24 protein-coding genes and 1 tRNA gene are annotated in these 25139 nt (G+C 41.5%); 8 read left to right on the top strand and 17 right to left on the bottom strand.

Going from position 1 to position 25139, the window contains the following annotated elements; genetic code table 11:
• From PHA78_RS03745 to PHA78_RS03710, 8 genes are all read right to left on the bottom strand, one after another.
• Nucleotides 1-1413 (bottom strand): DEAD/DEAH box helicase, encoded by a 1413-nt coding sequence (locus PHA78_RS03745; RefSeq protein ID WP_272158465.1) that lies wholly within the window; start codon nt 1411-1413, stop codon nt 1-3.
• On the bottom strand, nt 1382-2071 hold the full coding sequence (locus PHA78_RS03740; protein WP_024377130.1) for an AAA family ATPase: 690 nt from the start codon (nt 2069-2071) through the stop codon (nt 1382-1384). The genes PHA78_RS03745 and PHA78_RS03740 overlap by 32 nt, the downstream gene beginning before the upstream one ends.
• Nucleotides 2068-2544, bottom strand: coding sequence for a siphovirus Gp157 family protein (locus PHA78_RS03735; RefSeq protein WP_024377131.1), 477 nt, complete (start codon nt 2542-2544; stop codon nt 2068-2070). The genes PHA78_RS03740 and PHA78_RS03735 overlap by 4 nt, the downstream gene beginning before the upstream one ends.
• A gap of 1 nt (nt 2545) precedes the next feature.
• The gene (locus PHA78_RS03730; protein WP_024377132.1) at nt 2546-2734 is read right to left on the bottom strand and encodes a hypothetical protein; all 189 of its coding nucleotides are present in this window, start codon (nt 2732-2734) and stop codon (nt 2546-2548) included.
• Nucleotides 2731-3075, bottom strand: coding sequence for a hypothetical protein (locus tag PHA78_RS03725; protein WP_024377133.1), 345 nt, complete (start codon nt 3073-3075; stop codon nt 2731-2733). Before PHA78_RS03725 ends, PHA78_RS03730 begins: the two co-directional genes overlap by 4 nt.
• A 132-nt stretch (nt 3076-3207) precedes the next feature.
• Nucleotides 3208-3357: a hypothetical protein gene (locus PHA78_RS03720; RefSeq protein WP_153308688.1), complete on the bottom strand. Its 150-nt coding sequence runs from the start codon at nt 3355-3357 to the stop codon at nt 3208-3210.
• A complete protein-coding gene (locus PHA78_RS03715; protein ID WP_024377134.1) occupies nt 3347-3622 on the bottom strand; it encodes a hypothetical protein in 276 nt (91 codons plus the stop codon). Before PHA78_RS03715 ends, PHA78_RS03720 begins: the two co-directional genes overlap by 11 nt.
• A 353-nt stretch (nt 3623-3975) precedes the next feature.
• Nucleotides 3976-4167 (bottom strand): helix-turn-helix domain-containing protein, encoded by a 192-nt coding sequence (locus PHA78_RS03710; RefSeq protein WP_024377489.1) that lies wholly within the window; start codon nt 4165-4167, stop codon nt 3976-3978.
• A 182-nt stretch (nt 4168-4349) separates the two neighbouring features.
• On the opposite strand from PHA78_RS03710, the gene PHA78_RS03705 reads away from it, so the two are divergent.
• Nucleotides 4350-4568, top strand: coding sequence for a hypothetical protein (locus PHA78_RS03705; RefSeq protein ID WP_024377490.1), 219 nt, complete (start codon nt 4350-4352; stop codon nt 4566-4568).
• Here the strand turns inward: PHA78_RS03705 and PHA78_RS03700 are convergent.
• Entirely contained in the window at nt 4551-4694 is a 144-nt protein-coding gene (locus PHA78_RS03700; RefSeq protein WP_099780081.1) for a hypothetical protein, read from the bottom strand. The two genes, PHA78_RS03705 and PHA78_RS03700, sit on opposite strands and share 18 nt — an antisense overlap.
• Nucleotides 4695-4737: 43 nt before the next feature.
• Nucleotides 4738-4929, bottom strand: a complete 192-nt coding sequence (locus tag PHA78_RS03695) for a hypothetical protein (protein WP_024377491.1) — start codon at nt 4927-4929, stop codon at nt 4738-4740.
• Between the two features lie 499 nt (nt 4930-5428).
• Here PHA78_RS03695 and PHA78_RS03690 point away from each other — a divergent pair, with 499 nt between their 5' ends.
• The 7 genes from PHA78_RS03690 to PHA78_RS03660 all read left to right on the top strand — a co-directional run bounded on the left by PHA78_RS03690 (nt 5429) and on the right by PHA78_RS03660 (nt 9425).
• Complete coding sequence (locus PHA78_RS03690; protein ID WP_099780080.1) at nt 5429-5518, top strand: type I addiction module toxin, Fst family; 90 nt, start codon at nt 5429-5431, stop codon at nt 5516-5518.
• Between the two features lie 406 nt (nt 5519-5924).
• Nucleotides 5925-6272 carry a helix-turn-helix domain-containing protein gene (locus PHA78_RS03685; RefSeq protein WP_024377492.1) on the top strand — a complete coding sequence of 116 codons (348 nt, stop codon included), beginning with the start codon at nt 5925-5927 and terminating at the stop codon, nt 6270-6272.
• A 12-nt stretch (nt 6273-6284) separates the two neighbouring features.
• Nucleotides 6285-6665 carry an ImmA/IrrE family metallo-endopeptidase gene (locus PHA78_RS03680; RefSeq protein WP_024377493.1) on the top strand — a complete coding sequence of 127 codons (381 nt, stop codon included), beginning with the start codon at nt 6285-6287 and terminating at the stop codon, nt 6663-6665.
• Between the two features lie 188 nt (nt 6666-6853).
• A complete protein-coding gene (locus tag PHA78_RS03675; protein WP_142350663.1) occupies nt 6854-7114 on the top strand; it encodes a hypothetical protein in 261 nt (86 codons plus the stop codon).
• The gene (locus tag PHA78_RS03670) at nt 7114-7536 is read left to right on the top strand and encodes a hypothetical protein (protein ID WP_024377495.1); all 423 of its coding nucleotides are present in this window, start codon (nt 7114-7116) and stop codon (nt 7534-7536) included. The genes PHA78_RS03675 and PHA78_RS03670 overlap by 1 nt, the downstream gene beginning before the upstream one ends.
• Nucleotides 7537-7770: 234 nt before the next feature.
• A complete protein-coding gene (locus PHA78_RS03665) occupies nt 7771-8205 on the top strand; it encodes a type II toxin-antitoxin system PemK/MazF family toxin (RefSeq protein WP_024377143.1) in 435 nt (144 codons plus the stop codon).
• A gap of 125 nt (nt 8206-8330) precedes the next feature.
• Nucleotides 8331-9425, top strand: a complete 1095-nt coding sequence (locus PHA78_RS03660) for a tyrosine-type recombinase/integrase (protein ID WP_029187674.1) — start codon at nt 8331-8333, stop codon at nt 9423-9425.
• Nucleotides 9426-9462: 37 nt separating this feature from the next.
• Here the strand turns inward: PHA78_RS03660 and PHA78_RS03655 are convergent.
• The 7 genes from PHA78_RS03655 to PHA78_RS03625 form a co-directional block, all read right to left on the bottom strand.
• Nucleotides 9463-9534, bottom strand: a tRNA-Arg gene (locus PHA78_RS03655).
• A 196-nt stretch (nt 9535-9730) separates the two neighbouring features.
• Nucleotides 9731-11755 carry a surface-anchored 5'-nucleotidase gene (locus tag PHA78_RS03650; protein ID WP_029876202.1) on the bottom strand — a complete coding sequence of 675 codons (2025 nt, stop codon included), beginning with the start codon at nt 11753-11755 and terminating at the stop codon, nt 9731-9733.
• A 413-nt stretch (nt 11756-12168) separates the two neighbouring features.
• Nucleotides 12169-12774, bottom strand: coding sequence for a superoxide dismutase SodA (sodA, locus tag PHA78_RS03645; protein WP_002941614.1), 606 nt, complete (start codon nt 12772-12774; stop codon nt 12169-12171).
• 91 nt (nt 12775-12865) lie between these two features.
• Nucleotides 12866-13897, bottom strand: coding sequence for a DNA polymerase III subunit delta (gene holA, locus PHA78_RS03640; RefSeq protein WP_099806971.1), 1032 nt, complete (start codon nt 13895-13897; stop codon nt 12866-12868).
• A 230-nt stretch (nt 13898-14127) separates the two neighbouring features.
• A complete protein-coding gene (locus PHA78_RS03635; protein WP_272158464.1) occupies nt 14128-22056 on the bottom strand; it encodes a ZmpA/ZmpB/ZmpC family metallo-endopeptidase in 7929 nt (2642 codons plus the stop codon).
• 170 nt (nt 22057-22226) lie between these two features.
• Nucleotides 22227-24464 carry a DNA internalization-related competence protein ComEC/Rec2 gene (locus PHA78_RS03630; RefSeq protein ID WP_099807220.1) on the bottom strand — a complete coding sequence of 746 codons (2238 nt, stop codon included), beginning with the start codon at nt 24462-24464 and terminating at the stop codon, nt 22227-22229.
• Entirely contained in the window at nt 24448-25110 is a 663-nt protein-coding gene (locus PHA78_RS03625; protein WP_099807221.1) for a helix-hairpin-helix domain-containing protein, read from the bottom strand. The genes PHA78_RS03630 and PHA78_RS03625 overlap by 17 nt, the downstream gene beginning before the upstream one ends.
• Nucleotides 25111-25139 lie beyond the last annotated feature (29 nt).

Here is a 25139-nt window from a genome sequence, read left to right as displayed (position 1 = left end):
TTAATTCCTCCAAAGGTTTAATTCTTTTTGTTTGTGCCACAGCCAGCCTGGGGCGTAACCGTGGATAATTCTAAATGCTTTTAATTCTGCGAGAGACTCACATCTCTCGTATTTCTTACCATATCGTTTGACACGCTTGTAGACCAAAGCCTCTTCCCGTGTCACTTCTATCATCTCACCGCGGATAGAGACAAACTCCATCCCCTGGTTGATTAAAGTTAACGTTTCATTTGTTGCCTCCTGTTCAATATCCTTGATAATTTTCAATGGTTCATCACAGTAAGGACATTTTCCATCGACAATCTTATCCCTATAAAATGTCGCAAAGCAATTCTCGCAAGTCTTAGGCGCCTCTTCCTTCTCTTTACTGGATGATTTTGTTTTATCAACGCCTTCCAAGGTCCAGTAGCGGTCATCGTTTGGCAGACCGTGCCGAATGTGATTTCCGACATGATCTATCAGTATGGCACGTTTGCCATCTCTGGGATTCAAGGCGCGCATTGCAAACTGCAAATACAAACTTAACGATGCCGTCGGTCGTAGCATGATGCAGACGTCAACACCTGGCAAGTCAATCCCTTCAGTAAATAAATTGACGTTCACCATGATAGTCACTTCTCCGTCACGAAAGGCACGCATTGCCCGCTCTCGTTCGACTTTCGGAGTTTTTCCAGACACTACGGCTGATTGGTACCCTGCTTCAAAAAATCGCTTAGAAACCCTATCAGCGTATTCTACGCTATGGCAATATACGATAGCTTGTTTTCCCTTTGCCAAACGTTCGTAATGGCTCAAGTAATCGCCGTGCTGTTGCTTGAAATCAAAACTATCATCAATCGACTGGTTCGTGTACTCGCCCTGCCGTTTCCTTAGCTTTGCCTGATCAAGCAGATTGATAGAATAATAGTCAAACTCTGAAATATTGCCATGTTCCTGCAACCACAGGATAGATTTACCGACAACCAAATCATCCGCCATATCGTCAAAACCAGAACCATCCAAGCGTATCGGAGTTCCTGTAAAAAACAACTGTACCGCCTGGTGATAATATTTTAAAATCTGTTGGTATTGACTAGCCTTGATATGATGCGCTTCATCCACCAAGATGAGTGTCGGCAAAGGTAATTTTCCTAACTTCCTGACAATACTACCAACTGTACCGATATAGACCAATCCCATGTCGACACCAGCGCGGCTGAATGTCTCAAAAACTTGTTCGTTGATTTCCTTGCGATGACTGAAAAACAGTACCGTCTTTTGCTTATCTGTCGCATTCTTGGCGATGTGAGCCATACAAACTGTTTTTCCGGACCGTGGGGGTGACTGCACCATGATTTTACGGTGGCCTGCAAGCATGGATTTCTTGATATCCAAAATCAGTTCAACTTGGTAGTTCCGTAGTGAAAAGCTCATCTACTTTGCACCCCTTACGGTCATCCAGACGATTTTTTGCGTAGACACTTGCCGACGGTTGTAAAATAAAACCTCTCACTTCCTCGCCGTCTTCAGTGGTCTTTTTGACCAATCTAGCCACCACATCGGTCAAGCCTAAGAAGTTATTCAAAATCTTAGAACGAATATCAGGCATGGCCCTGTTGTAAATCATGCCATTTTCATCCGTCCACTGATCCGAAGTCTCCCAAGCTGTGAACACAATACGTTTTTTCAGCTGCAATAAGGCCCGCAAACTATCCAAAATAGTGAAATCTACCCGTTGGTAGTCCGCTTGAGAAGGCACCCTGTGGTTCTTGCCCTCGCGACCTAAATTCGCCAAGCAAGCCCGAAAGAGTTCTGATACATTGTCGACGACGATGGTGTCGAATGGTTCAGCCGCTCCTTTTAGTAATTCTTTGACAACATTCAACCATTCGTCCCAGATTTTATGCGAGTCTACTTCCGCAATAGAAATATTCTCGCACCCGTTTAGAACCTTGGATGACTTGTCAATATCAATCACCAAGGTCTTACCTGGGATGTATTTCAATGCCGAAGTCTTCCCAAACCCTGGGTTCCCATAGATGAGATAACAGGAATCATTTAACGTTATATCTGTCGCTTTTGTAATTTTCATTTCACTACCACACTGCGCCCTTCTGTCAGTTCAGCTCCGAAAACAACTTGACCATTCTTGATGGCTTTCTTGATTTCCGTTTTATTCGGTTCAACTTTCACTTTCAAAAATTCATCTGCTAATTTCGATGGGTCAAAAATAGTGACACTTTCCGTTTTTCGGAGTGATAATTTAAATAATCCAGTATCAACCTTCTGTTGATTAGTTAACATCATCGCTTCTTTTACACGTTCCTTAAAACGTTCCGCCCTTGCTTCAGCTTCTTTTTGTTTTTTGGCGAACGCGTCTTTTTCAGCCTTAAACCGTTCTGCATCGGCTTCGGCATTACGTTGCATCTTGATAAACCATTCGCAAGATTGCGCAAAATTTTCTTCAAAGTCAATACTTTCAAGCGTGTCATTAAACGTTTCATCGTCCAATTCCATAGCTTGAAGCTGGGCATAAATCCCTTCTAATTCGTACAAAAACGCCATATTACAAGTCCTCCATAAAATGATTTTCCAAAAATTTAACGTATGCAGCGATATACTCCAACTGGTCATGGTCGTAACCTTGCTTGTGGGTAATCAAGCAGGCAACATAGTGATCATGCATAGCCATAAAATCCTTGATGCCGATTGCTGCATCACTTTCCATTAGTTCAATTAAATCTTGTCTTGTCATAATCTAGCCAAATCATTCAGCAACATCCGTATCTCACGAGCGTTCAAGCGGATCTGGTTGCTATCAATCTCTCTACGATTTGCTTCTCGCAGGACTTCAATCTGCTCTTCCAGAATCTCTTTCTGATACTCACGGAATGCTTTTAACCATTCATCTTTCTCAAAAAAATCTGTATAGTCAATACCACCATTATCTAAACGAACTGCCCGACGATTTTTCACATCTTTAGAAATCGAAGCCTTGACAGTATTCTCTTTAATCTTCAATACCTCTGACACTTCCTTAGAAGATGCGTTCGGATGTTCGCGATAGTATTCCCTAATCCTTTCAATACTAGTCATAAGCCCTCCACTTTCCGATAACTCTCGGCTCTTCATCTGATATACAGAATGGACAAAATATCATTGGTTCTTCTGAGCGCGATTCCCATTGTTCAAGACAATCGTCACACACGTATTCTCTGTCGTAAATTGTCATACTAGCCCTGCCTGGATCTTCACGATTTTCAATTCCACAGCAAGTTCGTACGGTGACATAGCTTGATAAAACTGTCGTGTTTTACCTGTGAAATAGACAATCTGATCAATTTGATTTTCCCGTCCAATCCCATTACTAATGTGCATGTCTGCCCCACTTTCTAGCCGTTCGAGCTGGCGCATCATCTGCAAACTTGATTGGTTTCCAGTTTGCAAGAGACTGTTTAACACAGTTCTTCCAGGCTAAGCGATCAGCTTCAACTGCACGTTCACAAGCCAGGGCTGTCAGTTGTTCCCTAAGCAATTTAGCTTCACGTTTCTTGCGTTGCTTTTCCGCCTTCCGCTGTTCTACTACTGCTGCCGTCAAAATCGGCAGAGCGAAAATTCCTAATGTAAATATCGCTTCTGTCATAATAACCTCCAATTTTCTTTCATCCACTCAACCACGGCATCCCGTGGAAATCGTGGGTGTGATCCCTTCTTTTCAATCCTTGGAAAATCCTTCAAGTGTGACACCCTCTGGAATTCCGTTTCATTTGCAATACCTAGCAACTTCTTGCATTGCTTGCTATTGAGTAACAAAGGCATTGCAAGCTCTAGGTTAAATACCTCGAAAACCTCTACCAGTCTGACTTTTAGCTGACTGATAAATCGTGATATGAGGCTTTCAGCAATGTCATCCATCTTGTCAAACCTCGCTTTCGTGTGTTATAATTTAAGTGTAAATTTTAGTAAGCTCCTGACTTCGTCATGGGGCTATTTTTATTAGCTTTTTGCTAATTCATCCAGACTCACATCAAGAGCCTTGGCAATTTTAACAACATTACTAAACATCATATCCTTCTTCTTCCCAGATTTTAGTTCTGCCAACATCGTATAATTGATACCTGCTTTCTTTGCTAAAGCGTAGATAGTCATTCCTCGGATATTAGCAAGTTCTTCGATTTTCTCCCACATCTTCAAAACCACTATATATAGAGCTAAATCCGTCTTTAGACTGATATTTTTCCTATATATAGACCTTTCTATATATTTGTGTTATTATCAACTCATGACAATCAGGGAAATAAATCCAACTTTAACTACCAAATCTAGTGATTTTCTCCTGTACGTCAAATATTAAGGAAAGGAGAAGAAGTATGAGCAAGTTAAGCCCAAAACCAAATAATCAAAAAAAGCTTAAGACTTGGGCAGATTTGGATAATCAATTAAAATTTGCTTTTGACGAACGATTATCAAGTCCGATAACATCTATAAATCCAAAACTCTATGCGATGCCTGTTGAAGAAATAATTCAAGAATTAGAGAAGAGTGGATATACTGTCATTGAGCATAGCGGTTCACTCGTTATAAAGTAGCGCTAACTTCTCTTCAATAGAAGTTATCTGCTTTTGTAAAATTTCTAAACAATCTTTTTTCCAAGCTTTGACTATTTCTGTGGTCGAAGCTTTTTTTCCTTGATACGGATAACGTTTTGGTCTCATCCCCTTCTCCTTTCTAGTTTGTTAGTTGGGTAGTTTTATGAACCTACCGAATCTTAAAATCTTCAATCACACGAGCAATAAAACGATTTGCTTGTGGATTTTTTAGTTTACCATTCAAGATATTAGTGACATCCTGACGAGCCATGCTGTATTGCACCGCTAACGTTGTAATTGTGAGATTGTTGTCTTTTAAGTATTCCAATACTTTTTGACGACCGCCGTCCACATTTGGCATATAATTTCTCCTTTCTTGTAAGTTATAATGAATAATAAAAATCAAAGGAAATCGTGTCCGCTCAAGTATTTTCACAGTGAAACCCTTTACAAATTTTCTTACATTTTATATAATGTAATTAATCATAAACTCGAAAGGAGTGATATTCTTTGTCAGAGTTTTTGAGGTATACTGTGTCTCAGTAGGAATATGTTTTCATTTGTAGAAGCCAGTCACCTTCTACCGGTATAGTCGACGATATCAGACTCAAACAGAAATGACTTAAAAGAAAAAATATTTCTAACCGATAGCAGTGCGAGGTGCGGATACTCGTCAAGTATCGTGTGCCACTGCTTCTGGCCTGAGCAGATCAATTTCCGTAGCGTACTCTATGAAGCAGATAGAGTACGTTTTTTATTTTTCCTATAAGACAAAAAAACGCCCCTATCGAACTGATAGAAACGTGATATAATATAAATTGGCACTGACGATACCGCCTCGAAGGGAGGTGAGAAGTCCAATGGTAGAAACACTTATTTCATCTATCATCGGCCCGTTAGTGGTCGGTATCCTTCTACTTGTCATTGAAAAATGGCTAGACGAAGATTGATAGTGTCAAAAAGCCCCCTGCTTATGTGGAAGTTAGCAGGGGGCTTTCTTTGTCCGATGGTTTATCGAAACACTTATTTTCCCCTATATCTTACCACGTTTCTATTCAGTTGTCAAAGGGCTTGTAAGCGAAAGAGTTAGAAAATTTTATATAATTTCTTGACAAACTCTAGAATAAAGTCTATAATCAAGGCATAATAAAAACAACGTTTAGAACATTTCTAATCATTTATAAATACAGTTTAGCGACCGTGTTATTTAATTTTTTAGAATGTTTTTGACTTCGTTTTTTTCTAACTCAATCATCTTACAAAAACTATTCTATACTTTTTTCTAGAATAAGTCAATACTTTTTTCTAGATTTTTGGAATATTTTTTGTCAATCTCTTAGAAAGGTTGATTTAACAATGTTTTCAACACTAGAAAAAATAAAAGAACTTGCTAAAAAGAGGGGGATTTCATTAGCGAAGTTAGAAGAAAATCTAGGATATAGTACAAATTATTTCTATACTTTAAAAACAAAAGCTCCCAACGCCGAACGATTGGCTGAAATAGCTAATTACTTCAACGTATCCACTGATTACCTATTAGGTAGGACAGATAATCCTCGGATTGCATCCGATGAAAGTCTGTCAGAAATAGATCTAAAAAAAGATGCAGCAGAAAGTTTCTTTTATGATGGACACGAACTCAATGAAGAAGATTTGGATTTAATTGCATCTATCCTAGAAACTCGCATTAAAAATAGAAAATAAGGAGTTTTGCCTATGATGACACCAGAATCAGTATGCGCTGAACGTGGTATTGATTTGGTCTATTTTGACGGTAGGGATACAGATAATAAGGGTATCTATAACAAAAAGCACAACTTGATTGCAGTCGATACATATCTTGATGAAATCGAAAAAAAGAAAACCATCTACCATGAAATTGGACATCAAAGTCATGATCCGTCACAATATGACCGTAGACGTGAACAGTATGAATTACAAGCAGATAGGAATATGATCCATTACCTGGTCAAAGAAGAATTGGCCTTGATGGACGATGTCAAAGAATTTAATTACGTTCGCTTTATGGAAAAATACGACTTAAAAACCACAGTCAACGAGACCATGGTGATTGAGGAATATAATAATTTGATTTGACAATAACGCAAGGAATAAAAATGTCATGAAGAAAGAATTTTATTGAAAAAATTCAAGATGTGAAACTGTATCATAGCGATGATGCTAATACACCGCTTGGTGTCGCTTACGATATATCAAAATTTCCAGTAGATTTTGGGGTAACTTTTAAAGTATTCTTTTTTAACCTCGTACCCAATAAAGACTACGTGATTGTACTATATTACATTGCTGGCAACAAACCTGAAGAATTGCACCTGCTGAACAATGTCACTCTCAACGTCCAGTCCGGCGACATGATAAAATACCAAGACGGCTATGGGCTTGCATTCGGAACCTTCTCAACAATCTTTCCAATCGATCAGGAAGGAGAGTTAATGATAGTTCTTGAATTACGAGCTTTAGACAATATGGAAAGAATCTTGGATACCTATAGTACATACATCACGTTCGAGGAGAAAGCGAAATAATGACACTCGAAAAAGTAATCCCAATGAAAATAACCAATCCGAACAACTTATCTGTACCAGTACAGACTACACATGATATAATAGAATCAAGAAAACAACAGGAGGATTCTATTATGCCGCAAGAAACATACACAAAATCTGAAATTGATTTGAAGTTCGATAAAATCAGCACTGATATTCAGCATAGCTCGGAAAAATCGGATTTAAAATTTGATGCATTGACCAAACAAGTAGATTTAAAATTTGATAATTTTGAAAATAAGTTAGAGAATTTATTTGCTAATCTTAAAGTTGAGTTAGCCAATGAAAAAATAGAATCTCTAGAACAAGCTCGTAAAGATAAGCGAGAGCTTATTTTATGGTCTATAGGAACAGCAGTTGCTATTTTAGGAATACTCATTCCTTTAATTTTGAACAAATAAAAAATCCCCACACTCTCCTTACCATCGGCGAGGTTGTGGAGGTGTATAGGGAGAGGTAAATTCAACACCAGAAATAAATATCCTTGACTATTTCACTCATTTTGGTATAATGAGGTTAGTCAAAAGCCTTGTTCGTCAAGGATACGATATTTATTTATAAAGCCTTGTTCGTCAAGGACAAACAGTCTGGTGTACTTTTCTAAGTGCACCTTATTTTTTTATCAAGGAGTTACCATGGCATTCCAACAAGGAGAAGTCTACCTTGTCAATTTCACACAAAAAGGCGGAAATGAATTTTACGGCAAGCACTACGCTATCATTCTGACATCGCCAGATAAAACAGACGGCACACTCTTGGTTGTACCATTAACAGGCAAAAAAGCAGGTAAAAAATACCGTGGTGGTATCACGCTGGATAATACTAAGTACCAAGACACACCATCAAAACCCAAAGCCTACGCCTATGTCCGAAAAATACAAGAAATTGACAAACGCAAAATCATCTACAAGACCAAAAAGCAAGTAGACTCCTCTGGAGTTCCCCTCACTGACAAATCAGGAAAGGCACTATTCCAGAAAATCTACAAACCAGCCTACCAACTCGACCAGACAGATTTGGACAAGTTAAAAGCAAAAATCAAAGAAGTCTTGCAATTAGATATCGAATAACAAAAAAATCCCCACACTCTCCGCCGACCAAAGCTTGAGTGTAGGGTAATTCCGTATAGTAAAAACCTGCTTTGCAGTAGGTCTCTTTACTATACCCATTTTATCAGATTTGAAAGGGGAAATCAATGGCATACTTTAGAAAAAGAGATAACGGTTGGGAATACCGTATCTCTTATAAAGCCCCTGATGGCTCATACAAGCAAAAATCAAAGTCAGGGTACAGAACCAAGACAGAGGCTGTTCAAGCCGCCTCACAGGCAGAAATCGAGCTGTCCAATGGCGTTGCGGAAGATAAGAACATTACCCTTGCGGAATACTTTGAAAAGTGGATGCTTATCCACAAGAAGCCTCATGTCGGACCAGAAACGTTTGGCAAGTATGAATACACCCTTAAGCTAATTACTAGATACTTCCATGAAACGAAACTCTCGAGAATAAACGCTACTTCCTATCAAAATATTATAAACGAATTAGCGAAACGTTATGTGAAAGATAGTGTCAAAAGGTTCAACTCGCATATAAGGGCAGCGATTAAAGTCGCTCTCCACCAAGGAATTTTAAAAAAAGATTTTACCGAAATTGTCAAGATTTTCTCCGATGTCGAATCCAAGAAAGAGGAGGATAAGTACCTGGAACTTGATGAATACGAACAATTAATCACAGATTATCGAAAGACAATCAAGTACCAGTCCCACTTCTTCCTGTACACTATCGGAAAAACTGGACTTCGTTTCTCGGAAGCAGCGGGCATTACAGAGCCTATCGTTGACCGCGAAAATATGTGTTTACGAATCCGCAGGACTTACAAGGTTTACGGAAAGAAGAAAGGTTGGGGACCTACTAAGAATCCGCAATCAGAACGAGATGTGCCATTTGACAGTGAGTGGCTGAAAGCATACGACGAGTACATGAAAGTTGGATATATAGACAATCCAGATAAAAGATTGTTTACCAAATTGACGGGGACTGGCGAAAATAAAATTTTAAAGAAAAAGACACGTCAAACATTTAATGTACACGGCTTACGTCATACCTACGTTAGCTGGCTAATCTATCATGACGTGGACGTTGTGACCATTGCTAAGTTAGTAGGACACAAGGATGCGACCGAAACATTGAAAACATATTCGCACTTATTCAAGGCAAAACAAGAAGAATCATTCGCCAAAGTCAGAAATTTAATGGAAAAATTTGGGGCGGATTTGGGGCGAGAAAGTTAAAAACCCTTGTGTATCAAGGGTTTTTACTGTATTTTCATCTCCCCTGCAGGAATCGAACCTGCAACTAATTCTTAGGAGGAATTTGTTATATCCATTTAACTAAGGGAAGTCTGCTTCTCTATTGTACACTAGAAGAGAGCAGATTGCAAGAGCAAGGTTATATAAGTTTTTTTCAAATTTTTACAAAAAGCAGAACCTACTCTAAGATGAAACACAATTGTTTTTATGTATTTCTCTCATGATAATCTCCAAAAGAAGTAATTCTAGAATGTACTTCGAAAGTTTGTCGTTTTTATGCTTGTTTCCTATTCCCCTTCCTTACGTCTCATTGAGACAGCCATTCCGAGTGAAACTAAGCCACCCAAGCTAATAAGAAGGGAGCCTAGGGCTTCTTGACCGGTATTTGGAAGTGTTTGATTTCCTGATGCTTTTTCAGTTTTCTTATTTGAAATAGGGGCCATACTTCCAGATGGTGCCGGTTGCTCGTTTGCTTTCTGATTTGCTACACTATCGCCACCGTCGTTTGCTTTTTCAGGTGTTTTCGTATCGGTAGTTGTCCCAGCAGCATCTCCTTTTTCTTCTGCTTTTGGTTCTTCTACGTACTCCTCTACAAATGCTTTTCTGCCTGTAATAGTTGCACTAATGGTTTGACCTGCTTTTTCTAGATCAGTCAAATACTCAACAAATACTTCTGTATCTGGATTGATAGCGCCAATCAGTTTAGCTTCTTTGAAAATCGAGAAGCCATCCCCACCGCCAAATAGGAAGTCATTGATGACAAGTGTATAGGTTTCTGTCGGAACAATCTCTGTTCCATCTTCTTTGAAGGCTTTAACAACCTTGTATGGATTTTCTTCCGTTGGATTATCTGCTTTCGTGTAGATATATTTAATTCCAGACATTTGAAGGAAATATTTTTCGCCTTCATCGTATTGTTGATTTAAGGCTGTATAAATCTGCTCACCTGTCATTTGAACGACTTGTAGGATATTCCCAAATGGTTGAACAGCTTGTGCTGCTCCCCAAGTAACTGTTCCATCCTCTTGGACCTTCAAATCTGCCCGAATCCCGCCATTGTTGGTCATTGCAAAGTCAACATCATAACCTGATTTCTTAGCAATAGCTAATTGAGCCGATGTTACTAAATTGCCCACAGCACTTTCTTTAAATTCATTTACCTCGCGAGAAATATCTGTCGCTTGACTAGCCGTACCAATTTTTTGCTCTGTTACTTTTTTAACAATGGTATTTGCTTCGTCTACAATCGCCTGAATTTCTGGACTTGGTGTTTTCTGCCCTGGTGCCACTGCAATAATTTTCGCAGTCGGAACTTCTTTAAAGTCGGCAATATCTGTATCATAAACAGCTCTAACATCTGCATAAGCCTTACCTTGTGAGGTAGCTTGTACAATCAAGGTTTTGCCTGTTGTACCGTTTGTATAGACATGGTTGTGACCGGCAAATACAAGGTCAACTGAGTGTTCAGGATAGATTTCATTCAGCTTAGCAATCATATCTGCAGCTTCACCAGCAGCCACACCATCCTTGCTTGTAGCTGGAACGTGAGCCAGTACAACTATCGCATTTACACCCTTTTCAGCTAACTCACGCGCATATTTTGCAATCGTCTCTGCCTCATTCAAAAAAGTGTACTGCTCATAGTTTTTCTTCAAAACAAGATTAGGAATTTCTGTCGTAACTACACCAATAAAGCCAATATTTGCTTCTTTATCATTTACAGGAATAGTCTTAATAGCATACGGTTTCCAGCCATACGGAATTTCACCCGTCTCTTTGTCAATAACGTTAGCAATAACAATCTCCTGTTTGGCTGCTTCATGAGTATAATTATCTACAATCTCATTAAACTGGCCTTCTTTTGGAGCCTCACCAGTCATGATACGGTTATACTCATCAAGTCCCTCATCAAATTCATGGTTCCCCAAAGTACCGTATTCAACATCCATTTTATTAAAGACTTTTACAGTTGGTTCATCTTGTAAAAGTCCAGAATTCGATGGACTTGCACCAACCATATCTCCGGCTTGAACACGGATAGACTCTGCAGGTGTTTCTGTTTCTGCTGCTGTTTCTTCAAATTCTGCTTGCGAATCATCCATGTAAGCATCAAGCAAGGCTGCAGTTCCTGCATTCCGAACTGTTTCCCCCTCCAATCGCGCTGTCCCTGTCGTATCAAGCGCACCATGGAAATCATTAACTCCCATAATTTGGACAGCTAATTCATCTGCTAAAACAGCCTGTGTTGTAATGACACTAAAACCAGCTACAAGAGCTAGTACACTGCTTTTCAACCGAATATTCTTTTTCATAAGCAAAACAATGCTCCTTCTATTTTTTTCGTATTGACATATCTATAATAATCCTTTTTTTACAGCTTTTCAATATTAATTCAGTCATTTATAACAAAAAATTATAAAAATATTCGTTTATTCTTACTTTTACATCATTTTTCTGAAAAATATCTTGTTATTTTTATACATAATACGAAAAATCATCCCTCTTCCCTTACACAATTCTCTCCAAAATACTCCTCACAACTAAAAAAGGGAGTGGGAAAGAACTCGACCATTCATAGAAGAGTTCGTCTTCCCACCCCCGCACAGTTGATTAGGTCAGATTTGGAGTGTAAAACACGAATAAATCTGCCAATCAACCACTGCGCTGAGATGTTGACACTAACGTTGAGAAGCGGTGCTGGGCTTTTTACCCAGCCTCACTGTTCTTATTTAGCTGCTTTATAAAGTTCGTTAACCTTGTCCCAGTTAATCACTTCAAAGAAGGCTTTGATGTAGTTTGGACGGACGTTACGGTAGTTGAGGTAATAAGCATGTTCCCAAACATCCAATGCCAAGATTGGTTTCAACCCTTGCATAATAGGTGTGTCTTGATTAGCTGTTGAGATAACTTCCAACTTGCCTTCTTTGTTGACAACCAAGAAAGCCCAGCCTGAACCGAAACGAGTTGTTGCTGCAGTTGTAAAGGCTTCTTTGAAGGCATCAAATGAACCGAAGGTCGCATCAATATCTGCCGCCAATTCTGCTGAAATGTCTGTTTTTTCAGGTGAAAGTAATTCCCAGAAAAGTGCATGGTTAAGGTGACCGCCACCGTTGTTGATAAGGGCTTGACGGATATCAGCTGGAATTTGCTCCACATCTGACAATAGTGCTACCAAGTCTTCACCGATTTCTGGGTGTTTTTCAAGGGCTGCATTAGCATTTGCAACATAAGTTGCATGGTGCTTGTCATGGTGCAGGGTCATTGTTTCTGCATCAATATGTGGTTCCAAGGCATCGTATGCGTATGGAAGGTCTGGTAAAATAATTGCCATTTTCGTTTTCTCCTATACTAAGTGATAGTTCTATTCTACTCCAATGTGAGAGCCTTTTCAATTTTTTTGTCTGAAAATACTAATCAGACACTTAACTCGTTGCAATTTTTAACAATGTAAGATCAAACAAGTAATCCTTATCAAACCGTCCTGTCTTGATTTGATAATCTGTTTCTATCAATAATCGAACAACTTTTTTCAAAAATCCAATGGACAGATGGCGTGAATCACGCAAAGCATACTTTACTTGGTATGGATTCACCTTACGCCCCATAATAGTTGATAACTCAGCTACTATCTGCTGTTCCCCTCGGCCTTGCTCTAGTAGTATTTGCACTTGTAGATAGGTTCGAAATTGGGTTAACATGATGGCAATCAACTTAACCTCTTCCTCCCCTTGCAACCGCAAGTCACGAACTAAGTTGCGAGCCTCGTCTACCTTGGATTGTAGAATTAACTGTGTTAAATCAAAGATATTATCCTGTAGTGTCTTGGGGATAGCCGCATCAATATCTGAAATTTCAATCGTCTCTTTTCCCTTATAAGATTGAAGAAAGACTAGGTTCTTACTGATTTCTGCAAAATCAAAATTGGACTTTTCTAAAAGATATTGAAAAACCTCTCCTCCCATCTGCAATCCAAGACGCATTATCTCCTTTTGGAAATGATTTTTCAAATCCATCTCCTTCAGAGGATTGGCTTCTAATACTAGTCCATCTCGTTTGAGGAGTTTAACCAGGCGTCGCTTGCTATCCAACTTTCCTGGGGCTAGGATAATCAAACGTGTTGTTTCGACAGGATTTTCCAAATAAACCTCAAACTGTTTAAGCTCATCGTCCGTCAAATGCCGCTTCTTGTCTGTGGTCAAATCAGAAAAATAATCCAGTATGACAACTTTTTCGTCTGAAAAAAATGGGAGAGAGACCAAATCCAAATCCACCTGACTATAATCAGCTTCTGACATGTCAAAATAGGCAAAACTAAGGTCTGCAGGATCGAAATCAATCTGTCGCAACAATAGATCCTTTGCAATCTGATATTGTCCAACATCCTCACCGCATAGAACGGTCAAGGAACCTAACTTCTCTTTTTTTAATTTTTCAATCTGTTCAATAACTAACATGTATACCTCTAATTCTTAATAAATTATACCATTTGAATTAGAATTAGAAAACAAACTCATTGATAATACTCAATAAAAATCTATCATTCAACTCTCTTGTTAAGCCTAAAAAAGCAGAAACTAATAAATTTAGCTTCTGCCTTTAAAATTAAGATAACATCCGATTGGTAGCATTTAAGGAAAAACAAATCTTTCTTCCTATGCTGATAGAACAAAAGAATGATTGATTACTACTTCTCTTCTACTTGGTGAGGTTTCTTACCCGACATCCAGAAGATTAAATTAAAGATTGCAAGCATTACGCCAACCAGTAAAAGATTATTCCTATCCCCTGTTTTAGGTAACTGTCCTTTAGCGAATTTTTGCTGTCCCACGACACTCACAGAGACTGCCATTTCTTTTGCGACTGGCTTCGGACTATTTTCTCCTACCCCCTTCTCTAAAGCTACTTCTAATGACGGAAGAACGCCGACTGGCAATTCATGTGTGACGCCCTTACCGTTTTCCATTTTGAAAATATGAAGTGGTACTACTATCTCGTCTTGGCTGCGATCATCATAAATGACACGAACCGTGATTGGATAGTCACCATTTGTCTGTGGAAGGTTACTTACAAGTTCATAAACAACTTGACCTGCTTCAGTTGGAAGACTGATCTGCTTAACAATTTCAGCCTTTATTTCCTCAGTACTGCTGGTTGGAAGGACACGAGCTTCGCTAGTTACTTGTGGCTGGTAGCGATCCGATTTAGGAAGAACACCGATTGGCAATTCATGTGTGACACCTTTACCGTTTTCCATTTTGAAAATATGAAGTGGTACTACTATTTCGTCTTGGCTGCGATCATCATAGACCACCCGAACAATCATGGAGTAGTCACCACTAGACTGTGGAATAGAAGTGACTACTACAACATCAAATTGACCTGCTTCAGCTGGTAGACTGATCTGCTTAACAATTTCAGCCGTTGCGTCATCACTACTGCTTGCTGGAAGGACACGGGCTTCTCCAGTTACTTGTGGCTGGTAGCGATCCGATTTAGGAAGAACGCCGACTGGTAATTCATGTGTAACGCCCTTGCCTGTTTCTACAAAGAGAATATGCAGAGGAACGGCGACTTCTTCTTGACTACGATCATCATAAACCACTCGAACGGTAATAGAATAATCACCGCTGGACTGTGGTAGTGAGCCTACAACTTCAAAATCAACTTGACCTACTTCGGTCGGAAGACTGATTTGCTTCAAGATTTCAGCCGTAGTTGATTCACTAGTGCTAGTTGGGAGGACTTGGGCTGAGCCTGTAACCTGAGCTTGATAGAGATCGGATTTTGGAAGAAGGCCAACTGGCAATTCATGTTGGACGCCCTTGCCTGTTTCTACAAAGAGAATATGAAGAGGAACAGCGACTTCTTCTTGACTACGATCATCATAAACCACTCGAACGGTAATAGAATAATCACCGCTGGACTGTGGTAGTGAGCCTACAACTTCAAAATCAACTTGACCGACTTCGGTCGGAAGACTGATTTGCTTCAAGATTTCAGCCGTAGTTGATTCACTAGTGCTAGTTGGGAGGACTTGGGCTGAGCCTGTAACCTGAGCTTGATAGAGATCGGATTTTGGAAGAACGCCGACTGGCAATTCATGTGTAACGCCCTTGCCTGTTTCTACAAAGAGAATATGCAGAGGAACGGCGACTTCTTCTTGACTACGATCATCATAAACCACTCGGACGGTAATAGAATAATCACCGCTGGACTGTGGTAGTGAGCCTACAACTTCAAAATCAACTTGACCTACTTCGGTTGGAAGACTGATTTGCTTCAAGATTTCAGCCGTAGTTGCTTCACTAGTGCTAGTTGGGAGGACTTGGGCTGAGCCTGTAACCTGAGCTTGATAGAGATCGGATTTTGGAAGAACGCCGACTGGCAATTCATGTTGGACGCCTTCGCCATTAGTTGTGTGTTGAACAACTACCTGAACAAATACCCGCTTCTGACTGCCGTCATCGAATCGAACAAGGACTGGTACGCTGTGTTCGCCAAGAGTAGTTGGAAGAGGGTTTACAAAGCTCTTTTCAACAGAACCTGCTTGGGCATCAACCTGAACCTTGGCCAAAATAGCAGTTTCTACCGCAGTCAGATTATCATCCGTCTCATAAACATGCTTCTCCTCAACAGTAACTGCATAGACATCTGCTTTCCATGGGATAACCCGAACTGGGATAGTCAACTCACGATTGTCCTTACGAACTTGAAGACCGGTCACTTGTGGGGTCAGGGTGACAGGCACCACTTCCACACCGTACTCACCAAATTGGTCTGGAGTGATGGTTTTGGATAGACCTTGATTGTCCACCAGCTTCACTTGAAGACCTGCCAAGTCCACTGTTTCAGCTGGTCGATAGTCTGTCTTAGTCGGTGGGGTTACCAATTCAAAGGCTGTAATAGAGTTTTTATCGAATACTGTAACTGGTAGGGCAGGTGTGACTAACTCCAAGGGAATATCGATTGTCTGAGATGTTTGCAGGTTGCTTAATTGAGTCTGGTCAAAACCGGAGGCAATCTCATAGTGACCGCGAGCTGGTTGAGGCAAACGAGCTGCCAAATCTGTCACAGAGGACCCGACTGGCAAGGTCAGGCTTTCCTCTTTGACAAGTCTTCCACCTTCTTTGAAACGAAGGTTGATTTGGAGATTAGCAGGGACAACCTCCACCGCAACCGCAACACGCTTCTGACTACCATCATCAAATCTGACAAGGACTGGTACGCTGTGTTCGCCAAGAGTAGTTGGAAGAGGGTTTACAAAACTCTTTTCAACAGAACCTGCTTGGGCATCAACCTGAACCTTGGCCAAAACAGCAGTTTCTACCGCAGTCAGATTATCATCCGTCTCATAAACATGCTTCTCCCCAACAGTAACTGCATAGACATCTGCTTTCCATGGGCTAACCTGAATTGGGATAATTAACTCACGATTGTCCTTACGAACTTGAAGACCGATCACTTGTGGAGTCAGGGTAACAGGCACCACTTCCACACCGTACTCATTGAATTCGTCTGGAGTAATGGTTTTGGATAGACCCTGATTGTCCACCAGCTTCACTTGAAGACCTGCCAAGTCCACTGTTTCAGCTGGGAGATAGACAATCTTAGTCGGTGGGGTTACCAATTCAAGACCTGTAACTGCAGTTTTATCGAAGGTCGGTGTCACCAATTTCAATGGAATCTCAATTGTCTTAGAAATTTGGATATTGTTTAATTGAGTCTGGTCGAAACTTGAGGAAATCTCATAATGACCTAGAGCTGGTCTAGGCAAACGAGCCGCCAAATCTGTCACAGAAGAACCAGCTGGCAAGGTCAGGCTTTCCTCTTTGACAACCCTTTCGCCTTCTTTAAAACGAAGTTGGACTTGGAGACTAGCTGGTACAACAAGCACTGTAACCTCTACTCGCTTCTGACTACCATCATCAAATCGGACAAGGACTGGAAGGGTATGTTCGCCGTGGGTTGTTGGAAGAGTGCCTTCTAACCTTTTGTCAATAGGACCTGCCTGGGCATCAACCTGAACCTTAGCTAAAAGAGCATTTCCAACCACAGACAAGTCGTCATCAGTTTCATAAACATGCTTCTCCCCAACAGTAACTGCATAGACATCTGCTTTCCATGGGATAACCTGAATTGGAATAGCCACCTCATAAGTGTCCTTACGGACTTGAAGACGAGTAACTTGTGGGGTCAGAGTGACAGACACCACTTCCACACCGTACTCATTGAATTGGTCTGGAGTGATGGTTTTGGATAGACCTTGATTGTCCACCAGCTTCACTTGAAGACCTGCCAAGTCCACTGTTTCAGCCGGACGATAGTCTGTCTTAGTCGGCAGAATTACCAATTCAAGACCTGTAACTGCAGTTTTATCGAATACTTTAACTGGTAAGGCAGGCGTAATCAATTCCAATGGAATATCAATTATCTGAGAAGTTTGCAGGTTGTTCAATTGAGTCTGGTCGAAACTTGAAGAAATCTCATAGTGACCTAAATCTAGTTGAGGCAAACGATCTCCCAAATCTGTCACAGAAGAACCGGCTGGCAAAGTCAGACTTTCCTCTTTAACAACCCTTTCACCGTCTTTAAAGCGAAGTTGGACTTGGATATCTTTCGGTGTCTGAGTCGGCTCTGTTAAACGATAGGAGATTCCCTCATTGCTCAAGCTAAAACGATCCGATTGGTTTTCCAAGGCAATTCGAACAGTATCTGCAAAGCCACCTTCAGCAGTCACAAATACCTTATCAACATGAGGACTTAGATTATACTCGAATCCTCTAACAAGTACTTCAACAGTACCTTCAATGCTACCTGTTACTGCTAGGCTAGCTGTAGCTGGGACAATGACTTTTCCTTGACCAGATAGATTTCCCAGAGTTACTGGAGCATTGGCAATAATCAACTGCGTGCCAGATGCAAGTTCTACACCAGTTGAAATCTCAGATACTTGTTCAGACAAGGTCACATCTGCCCGATTAACCAGTGAAAGACTTTGGATATTTTGTAAGTTAAGGCCATAAACACGCGCAGTATCAATTGTAACAGTATTGTCTAAACTCGCACTTCCATCTATGGATTTCAAACTGCTAGATTTTGAAATGACTGCAACTGGGCCCTCAACAAGAGCCCCATTGGCACCAGAAAGAATAATTCCATTATCGGCACTAACAAAATCCGACAAAATCGAAATCGTCACCGGAATGCTACTTGTCGAATCAGCATTTCCTGCGTAGATTGTGTTAAATCGTGTATCTGAACTTCCGTTAGTAATGGTGATTTGACCATGACTTCCTGCTGGATCGCCCGTACGAGAGCCGGCAACCAGGCTTGGACGGAGATTGCTTTGAGCTTGACTTATGGTTGTAGAAACCCTATCAAAGGTCAAATGGTAACCATTGGCATAGATTGTTGCTTGTTGACTGGCATCTACAATCATATTCAGCGTCATGTTGGCAAAGGTTACATCATTCCCCAATTCTACATTTGGACCTCGGAAGGTGAGGCGATGCCCTTGACCATCAATTGTGACTGCCTTATTGATAAGGAAAGGCGTTTCTTGACGATGTTGAACATCACTTACCAATTTGATTGTATCACCATCTTTAGCTTGAGAAAGTGCATAAGATAAACTTTGATATGGATTTGTTTCCGTTCCCTGACCATCGGTAGAGGTCTCAGCACCATCGGTAACATAGAGCTCACGCGCCTTTGGTTGACTGTAAATACTTGTACGGAATTCATTTGTATCTTTCAAATATGCTTGGAAAATCTGATTTTTCAACTCTCTAACAGCATTTACACCAGTTGACAAAAGAACGTTATTATTTGCGTTGACTTTAAGTTGTTGTAAGTCTTTAGCAATGGCTTCATCCATTTTAGTTTGAATTGCAGTAAAATCACTGGCTACACTAGTGGGTTTTAGCTCAGACACCTTGGCAATGCGGCGATTGAACATAGCCTTCTTAAAGGTTGCTAAATTCCCATCGAATTCAGGCATAATAGCTGCAAGAGCTTCCTTATCGTTTGCATATTGGTCAGAAAGGTAGGCCACCATCCCTTTTTCATAGCCGTACTCGCCTAAAATTTCATAGGCATTCCGTTTAAAGCTAATATCACCTCCGCTACCCGAATCATTTTGTAGAGCCGCATAAATCGGTTCAAAGAGAGGAATGGTATAGTAAGAATTGGTTCGAGCAGTTCCTCTGGTTTCCATACCATTGAACTTATACCGTCCCGAAATTAAGCCTTGATCTACAAAATCAGCAATCGTCTGTAAGTTAGCAGCTGAAGTCGTATCAATGGAGTTTACAATTTCAGTCGTTTTTCCGCCACCATTATTAGCTGGATTTGGAATGAGACTGATTTTATTAAGCAGAACAGCCCTTTCATCAGGAGCCTTCTTCAAGATTGACTGGGCCTCTGCATAATCTAAAGTATAGAGGACATCTAGCATTCCCTGCATATAGGTTTTCAAATCTGTAGAGGTTTGGAAACGACTTGGATGCCCATTTTGGGTTCTATCGCCCGAAATAGTATAAGCAGTATTGAGGTTAAAAATCGGATCTGAAGTCGGTGATGCAGACATATTCAACGATTCAAATAACCCTCTCGCAAATACTTCCTGCAACTGATCTGGTCGACGACCATGCCCATTTAACCAAACGGTCTTATCCAACATGTGTGTCAACTCATGAGTGTAGACAGCATGACCATCATTAGTTAATGACTTATAGAGGAAATTGTTCATACTATTTGTGCCATTTGCTTGACCGCCTGCACGAACAAAATTGATATAAAGATTCATGGGGCCGATAAATTCCTGCACTCCTGTCAAGGCTTTAGGACCTGATTTAGGCGACCACAATTGTTCTGCAGAAGCCTTTCCAGTTGAATAGGCTTGCAGAGAATCGGTTACAATAATCGGCTCATAAGTTTTTAATCGTTCACTCTGTTCACTAATACGATACCAAAAATCCAAAAAAGCTTGTTGATGAGTTGCATAATCAGCTATTGTAGTTTTTAAAGCAGCTCGGTTGCTATCGTTTTTTTCGGCCAGATAGGTATCTACCGCACCATAAGTGATGGTATTTGTCGTACTAATGGCATAGAGCGAATCATCACTCAGGTTCAGAAGAGGCAAAATGTGGTTCTGCCACCGCTGGCTATCTCGCAAGGTGGTGTAGAGTTTTGTTTGACCATGAGGACTGCTAGCTTCAACAATATAAGCCTTGGAAGTATCTTTAAACCAAGCTGAAACATCTTCTTGACCCGTCCAACGTGGAACTTGACTTTCAATAAACTGAATTGCATCAGCATGATTAGTAATCGAGCTTAGTTTCCGTTGGTAGGTCACTAAGTTATTTCTCAACTCCAAATCAGCATAAGCCAAATCGCCTATCGCCAATAAATTGGTCAAGGGTTCACTGCTATTTCCAAACACTTCTGGATGGTACAAAATGAGGTCTTTGGCTGAAAAATTACCAAATTGAAACCCATACTGACGGTCAAGATAGGTCAAGCCTAGTAAAATCTTCTCTTTGTTTGCTTTGATTGTATTAGCATCGACTGTAGTCGTTTTTTCAAAAACACCAGCCAAAATACTATCCAAATTTGTCTGAACAACATTAAAGCTATCCCGCATATCTAACTGGTCCATATAGACCTGTCGCTTGCGATTGGCCAACTCTTCAGCCGTTGGCTCTTGCCCATTCTTCTCTCTCTTCAACTCCTGGGCAATAGCAAAGCCATCTAAGAAACGTTCCGTATGATTTAAGCCATCATAGAGACTTTCATAGGTGACTGCTTTTAAGTCTGATGAAACAGCAGTGACCAAATCAGCTATATTTTGACTGTTCTTGACGGTTGGGGTGTTGGCTGTAGTGACCGCTTCTACTTGACTGGTACCATCTGCAAACACTGTTTGTAGTTTAACAGCCGATTGATTAGTCAAAGAAGTTACCAGCTTTCCATTGGCATCTAGTGGCAGTCTAGCCAACTCCTGAGCTGCCACACTGCGTGCTCTTCGTGCTGAACGTAACACAGGCTGAACGACTTCTTCTACTGTTGCTGTCTCAGTTGGCTGAAATGGTTGAGTAACCTCGTCCGTTGAACCTGTTGGTTCTTGTGCCGTTTGAATAGATTTTGGTTCTACTTGCTCAATAATCTGATGAGAATTTTCGACTGTGAGAGTGCTCTCATCACCAGCTGTATTTGACTGCTCTTCTACAGTCTGTTCTTGCCCTGCTTCTGCTGGAAGTGCTGCTTGGGGGGCTGAAATGTCTTGAAAGACCACTTCCTTCTGAATAGCTGGTTCTACTTCCACAAGCTGGCTTTCTTGAGCTGGGTTCTCCTGTGTGGCTTGGTTTAATGAGGAACCAACAGTTTCTGGAATTTGAACAGTTACCTCATTGGTTTCCTGCAGTTGATTTGCTTGATCTGTCACTGCCTGACTCGTTTGCTGGCTACTAACAGGAGTTTGTCTTGCCTCTTGGGCAGCCGCAACCTGCCCTCCAGCAACACTAAAGCTAATTGCTAAGGCAACAGATACGACACCGATAGAAAACTTACGGATTCCAAAATGGTGCTTTTTTTGTAAAAAATGTAAATTCATTAAAATATAGTCTCCTTTTTGAGCCAAATAAAAAATCTACTACAATTATACAATAAATAAGAATGCAACACAAAGAAAACGCTGACAAATTTATCGCAACGAAAAATTTCCCAACAATAACCGTCAGGAAACCAATAAAAACTATTATTTTGTATCAAATCGTTCAAACTTCATTCCCTCACCGTTTCAATCCTCCACTCCCTCCAACCTCGGAAGCGAATGGCTCCTTGCTGGTCTGTGCGATAGACTTGGATATTCCGATTGTCAAATCGTTCCAAGGTTGCTTGGTGGGGGTGTTTGTAACGATTGTTTTCTCCTGCTGATACCAGAGCAATCTTGGCTCCGATATGGTCTAGAAATTCAGGATAGGAAGAACCTTTTGAGCCATGGTGCCCAGCCTTGAGGACATCGACAGGCAGGTTGGGATAGGTTTTAAGCAAGTCCAACTCCCCCTGCTCCAAGTCCCCAGTAAAAAGAAAATTAGTTTTCAGCAAGCGGCCATAAAGAACGATGGAATCATTATTCCCACCGTCTCCTGTCCCATCTGGATAAAGGACTTCCAGGTAAGAGTCAAAAATCGGCAATCGGTCGCCCACCTCCACCACATGAACAGGTACATTGATTTCTTTCAGAGTTGCTACAAAGTCAGGCTCAGTCAGACTTCCCGGCGACACGATAATCCGACCAATCTGGACCTGCTTGGCCACTTCCAGCACATCGCCCACATGATCTGTGTCTGTGTGGGTCAGCACTAGACTATCAATCCTATCCATACCTCGACTGTGCAGATAGGGAATCAAGGTCCGCTCTGCATTTGTCTGCCGAGACCGCTCCTGCCACTCTTCCTTGGCCGCGAAATCGATTCGTCCGCCTACATCAATCAGAACCGTCCGCCCCCGCATATCCCGCAAAAAGATGCTGTCCCCCTGCCCGATGTCCACCACCGTCACCTCGTTTTCCAGCGGGTGTTTGGTAATGAAAAATAGCAGAGCGAGGACCAGCCCTAGTCCTAAGAGCCATTTCTTCCTCCTGTGAAAATCGTAGAGCATGAATAGGCTGACCAGCAAGAGCAAAAGGACCAGCTCAGACGGCTTGCCCAGTATCCAAGGCCGAAAACCCAAATCAGCCACCCAGACAATGATTTTTTCCATAAAGACGAAAAATCCGTTGACCCAAGTAATCTTAACCAAGGGCGATAGAAGAAAAATGACCGACAATCCTGGCAAAAGCAGGACATCAAAGACAAAGGAAAAGACAAAGGTCAAGAGGATAGACAAAGGCTGAAAGGCATAGAAATAGGTCATAAGCACCGGCAAAATTCCCAGCGAAATACTGAGGCTCTCCACCGCAGCCTTTTTGACCTGCCCCAAGTCTTCAAAATCAAAGACTGTCAGTAAAAAAGCATAGGTAAAGGTCAGGACACCACCAGCTGTCAGCAGAAATCGGGGCAGTATCAACAGACAGACAAAGACTGTCACCGCAAAGTTATCCAGCTTCCGCAAGCCCAGATTGCCTAAAATTTTTTGGACCAAGGACCGCACCACAGACACAGAAAAACCTGTCAAACCAGCATAAACAATGGAAAAGGGAAGCTGCAATTTATCCACCGTTTCCTTGGTCAAGCCCAGACGCAACAACATCCAGCGAAACTTGTCGATGAAAAATCCAACCTGCATACCAGACAGGGCAAAGAGATGAATGATACCCAGACTAGAATAGAGGTCACTCATCTGGTCAAACTCACTATCCAACTCCCCAAACAAGAGCCCTGTCATGTAGTGACTCATAGGAGCTGGAAAATTGGTTTTGACATAGACCAGGGCTTGCCTCCGCAAGCTTGATAGCCAGTCAAAGACATTCCAAGACTGGACTGGGGAAATCTTTTTTATCGCCGTTAGCTTGACAGTCCGATAGATGCCCTGGGTTTTCAGATAGGCCTGATAATCAAAACCGTTGAAATTCCGCTGACCAGCTGGCAGGCTAATCTCTGCTTCCACTTCTAGCTGGACCAAATCTGTCAACTTTTGAAAATAAGCCTGCTCCTCCTGACTAGCTAATTTGTAGAAAACCTGATAGGTTTGTCCGTCAGCCCGACCACGAAAAGACAAGCTGTCCCCGTTTACTTCAATCGTATCTGGAATAATCTGCACAGTCGTCACTTGCTCTGGGGCTGACTGGTCTGCCCGCTCCCATTGGACCTTCTGGCATCCGAAAAACAAACTACACAGGGCTAGAAGCGGCAGCGTTTTGAGAAAAACTGCCTTACCTTGCCGAAACCCAAAGACAACTAGTAAGAAACTCAACAGGCCCATTGTCAACAGGGAGAAAGAGTGGACTGCAAAGTAGGCCGCCACCGCTAAGACAGCCAGGTGAATGGGCTGGCAGGGGAGCTTACTCAACCGTGACATAAGGTCGGATACTTTCCATGGTCTTGTCGCCGATGCCCGATACATTGTTGAGGTCGTCCACCGACTTGAAGCCGCCATTGGCCTCACGATAGGCGATAATGTCCGCCGCCCGCTTGGCACCAATACCTGAAATGGTCTGCAGGTCAGCCTCAGTCGCCGTATTCAGATTGACCAGACTGGTGCTTTTTTCTTCTTGGGACATAGCAGAGCTGGCAGTCGTGCTGGCAACCACCGAGATATTTTCATCCTTGCTGGCCACATAGACCACCGCTTCGTCGCTGAGCTTCTGAGCCAGATTGATAGACTTGGGGTCTGCCTGACTGGTCAAGCCGCCAGCTGCATCAACTGCATCATTGACCCGACTTCCTGCATCAAGGTAGTAAATGCCAGGTTCCGTCACCGCTCCTTTGACATCGACGACCAGCTGGCTCGGCTCTTCGCTTTCTTCTGTACTGGTTTCCTCGACCAACTCAGAGCTGCTAGAAGTTTGCTCTAGCTGGGGAAAATCAGTCAGACCCGTCTGGTCAGACTTGGCTGGTTGACTGAAGATTAAAAATGTCGCCATTAGCAAGCCAGCCACTGCGGGCAGAGCAATTTGCCACTTGTATTCTTTAAGCATTTCTATATAAGTTTTAATCGTATCCATAAATTACCTCCACCTATATAGTTCGTAAA

Origin of the sequence: Streptococcus sp. HN38 (assembly GCF_028335765.1) — a bacterium.
Taxonomy (GTDB): Bacteria; Bacillota; Bacilli; order Lactobacillales; family Streptococcaceae; genus Streptococcus; species Streptococcus suis_P.
The sequence above is the reverse complement of the archived record's forward strand: the minus strand, read 5'-3'. Positions and strand labels throughout refer to the sequence as shown.

Bases quoted from the DNA above. Each gene is read 5' to 3' on its own strand.
- PHA78_RS03745 (WP_272158465.1), bottom strand. From the start codon at position 1,413: ATGAGCTTTTCACTACGGAACTACCAAGTTGAACTGATTTTGGATATC.
- PHA78_RS03740 (WP_024377130.1), bottom strand. From the start codon at position 2,071: ATGAAAATTACAAAAGCGACAGATATAACGTTAAATGATTCCTGTTAT.
- PHA78_RS03735 (WP_024377131.1), bottom strand. From the start codon at position 2,544: ATGGCGTTTTTGTACGAATTAGAAGGGATTTATGCCCAGCTTCAAGCT.
- PHA78_RS03730 (WP_024377132.1), bottom strand. From the start codon at position 2,734: ATGACAAGACAAGATTTAATTGAACTAATGGAAAGTGATGCAGCAATC.
- PHA78_RS03725 (WP_024377133.1), bottom strand. From the start codon at position 3,075: ATGACTAGTATTGAAAGGATTAGGGAATACTATCGCGAACATCCGAAC.
- PHA78_RS03720 (WP_153308688.1), bottom strand. From the start codon at position 3,357: ATGCACATTAGTAATGGGATTGGACGGGAAAATCAAATTGATCAGATT.
- PHA78_RS03715 (WP_024377134.1), bottom strand. From the start codon at position 3,622: ATGACAGAAGCGATATTTACATTAGGAATTTTCGCTCTGCCGATTTTG.
- PHA78_RS03710 (WP_024377489.1), bottom strand. From the start codon at position 4,167: ATGTGGGAGAAAATCGAAGAACTTGCTAATATCCGAGGAATGACTATC.
- PHA78_RS03705 (WP_024377490.1), top strand. From the start codon at position 4,350: ATGAGCAAGTTAAGCCCAAAACCAAATAATCAAAAAAAGCTTAAGACT.
- PHA78_RS03700 (WP_099780081.1), bottom strand. From the start codon at position 4,694: ATGAGACCAAAACGTTATCCGTATCAAGGAAAAAAAGCTTCGACCACA.
- PHA78_RS03695 (WP_024377491.1), bottom strand. From the start codon at position 4,929: ATGCCAAATGTGGACGGCGGTCGTCAAAAAGTATTGGAATACTTAAAA.
- PHA78_RS03690 (WP_099780080.1), top strand. From the start codon at position 5,429: ATGGTAGAAACACTTATTTCATCTATCATCGGCCCGTTAGTGGTCGGT.
- PHA78_RS03685 (WP_024377492.1), top strand. From the start codon at position 5,925: ATGTTTTCAACACTAGAAAAAATAAAAGAACTTGCTAAAAAGAGGGGG.
- PHA78_RS03680 (WP_024377493.1), top strand. From the start codon at position 6,285: ATGATGACACCAGAATCAGTATGCGCTGAACGTGGTATTGATTTGGTC.
- PHA78_RS03670 (WP_024377495.1), top strand. From the start codon at position 7,114: ATGACACTCGAAAAAGTAATCCCAATGAAAATAACCAATCCGAACAAC.
- PHA78_RS03665 (WP_024377143.1), top strand. From the start codon at position 7,771: ATGGCATTCCAACAAGGAGAAGTCTACCTTGTCAATTTCACACAAAAA.
- PHA78_RS03660 (WP_029187674.1), top strand. From the start codon at position 8,331: ATGGCATACTTTAGAAAAAGAGATAACGGTTGGGAATACCGTATCTCT.
- PHA78_RS03650 (WP_029876202.1), bottom strand. From the start codon at position 11,755: ATGAAAAAGAATATTCGGTTGAAAAGCAGTGTACTAGCTCTTGTAGCT.
- sodA (WP_002941614.1), bottom strand. From the start codon at position 12,774: ATGGCAATTATTTTACCAGACCTTCCATACGCATACGATGCCTTGGAA.
- holA (WP_099806971.1), bottom strand. From the start codon at position 13,897: ATGTTAGTTATTGAACAGATTGAAAAATTAAAAAAAGAGAAGTTAGGT.
- PHA78_RS03635 (WP_272158464.1), bottom strand. From the start codon at position 22,056: ATGAATTTACATTTTTTACAAAAAAAGCACCATTTTGGAATCCGTAAG.
- PHA78_RS03630 (WP_099807220.1), bottom strand. From the start codon at position 24,464: ATGTCACGGTTGAGTAAGCTCCCCTGCCAGCCCATTCACCTGGCTGTC.
- PHA78_RS03625 (WP_099807221.1), bottom strand. From the start codon at position 25,110: ATGGATACGATTAAAACTTATATAGAAATGCTTAAAGAATACAAGTGG.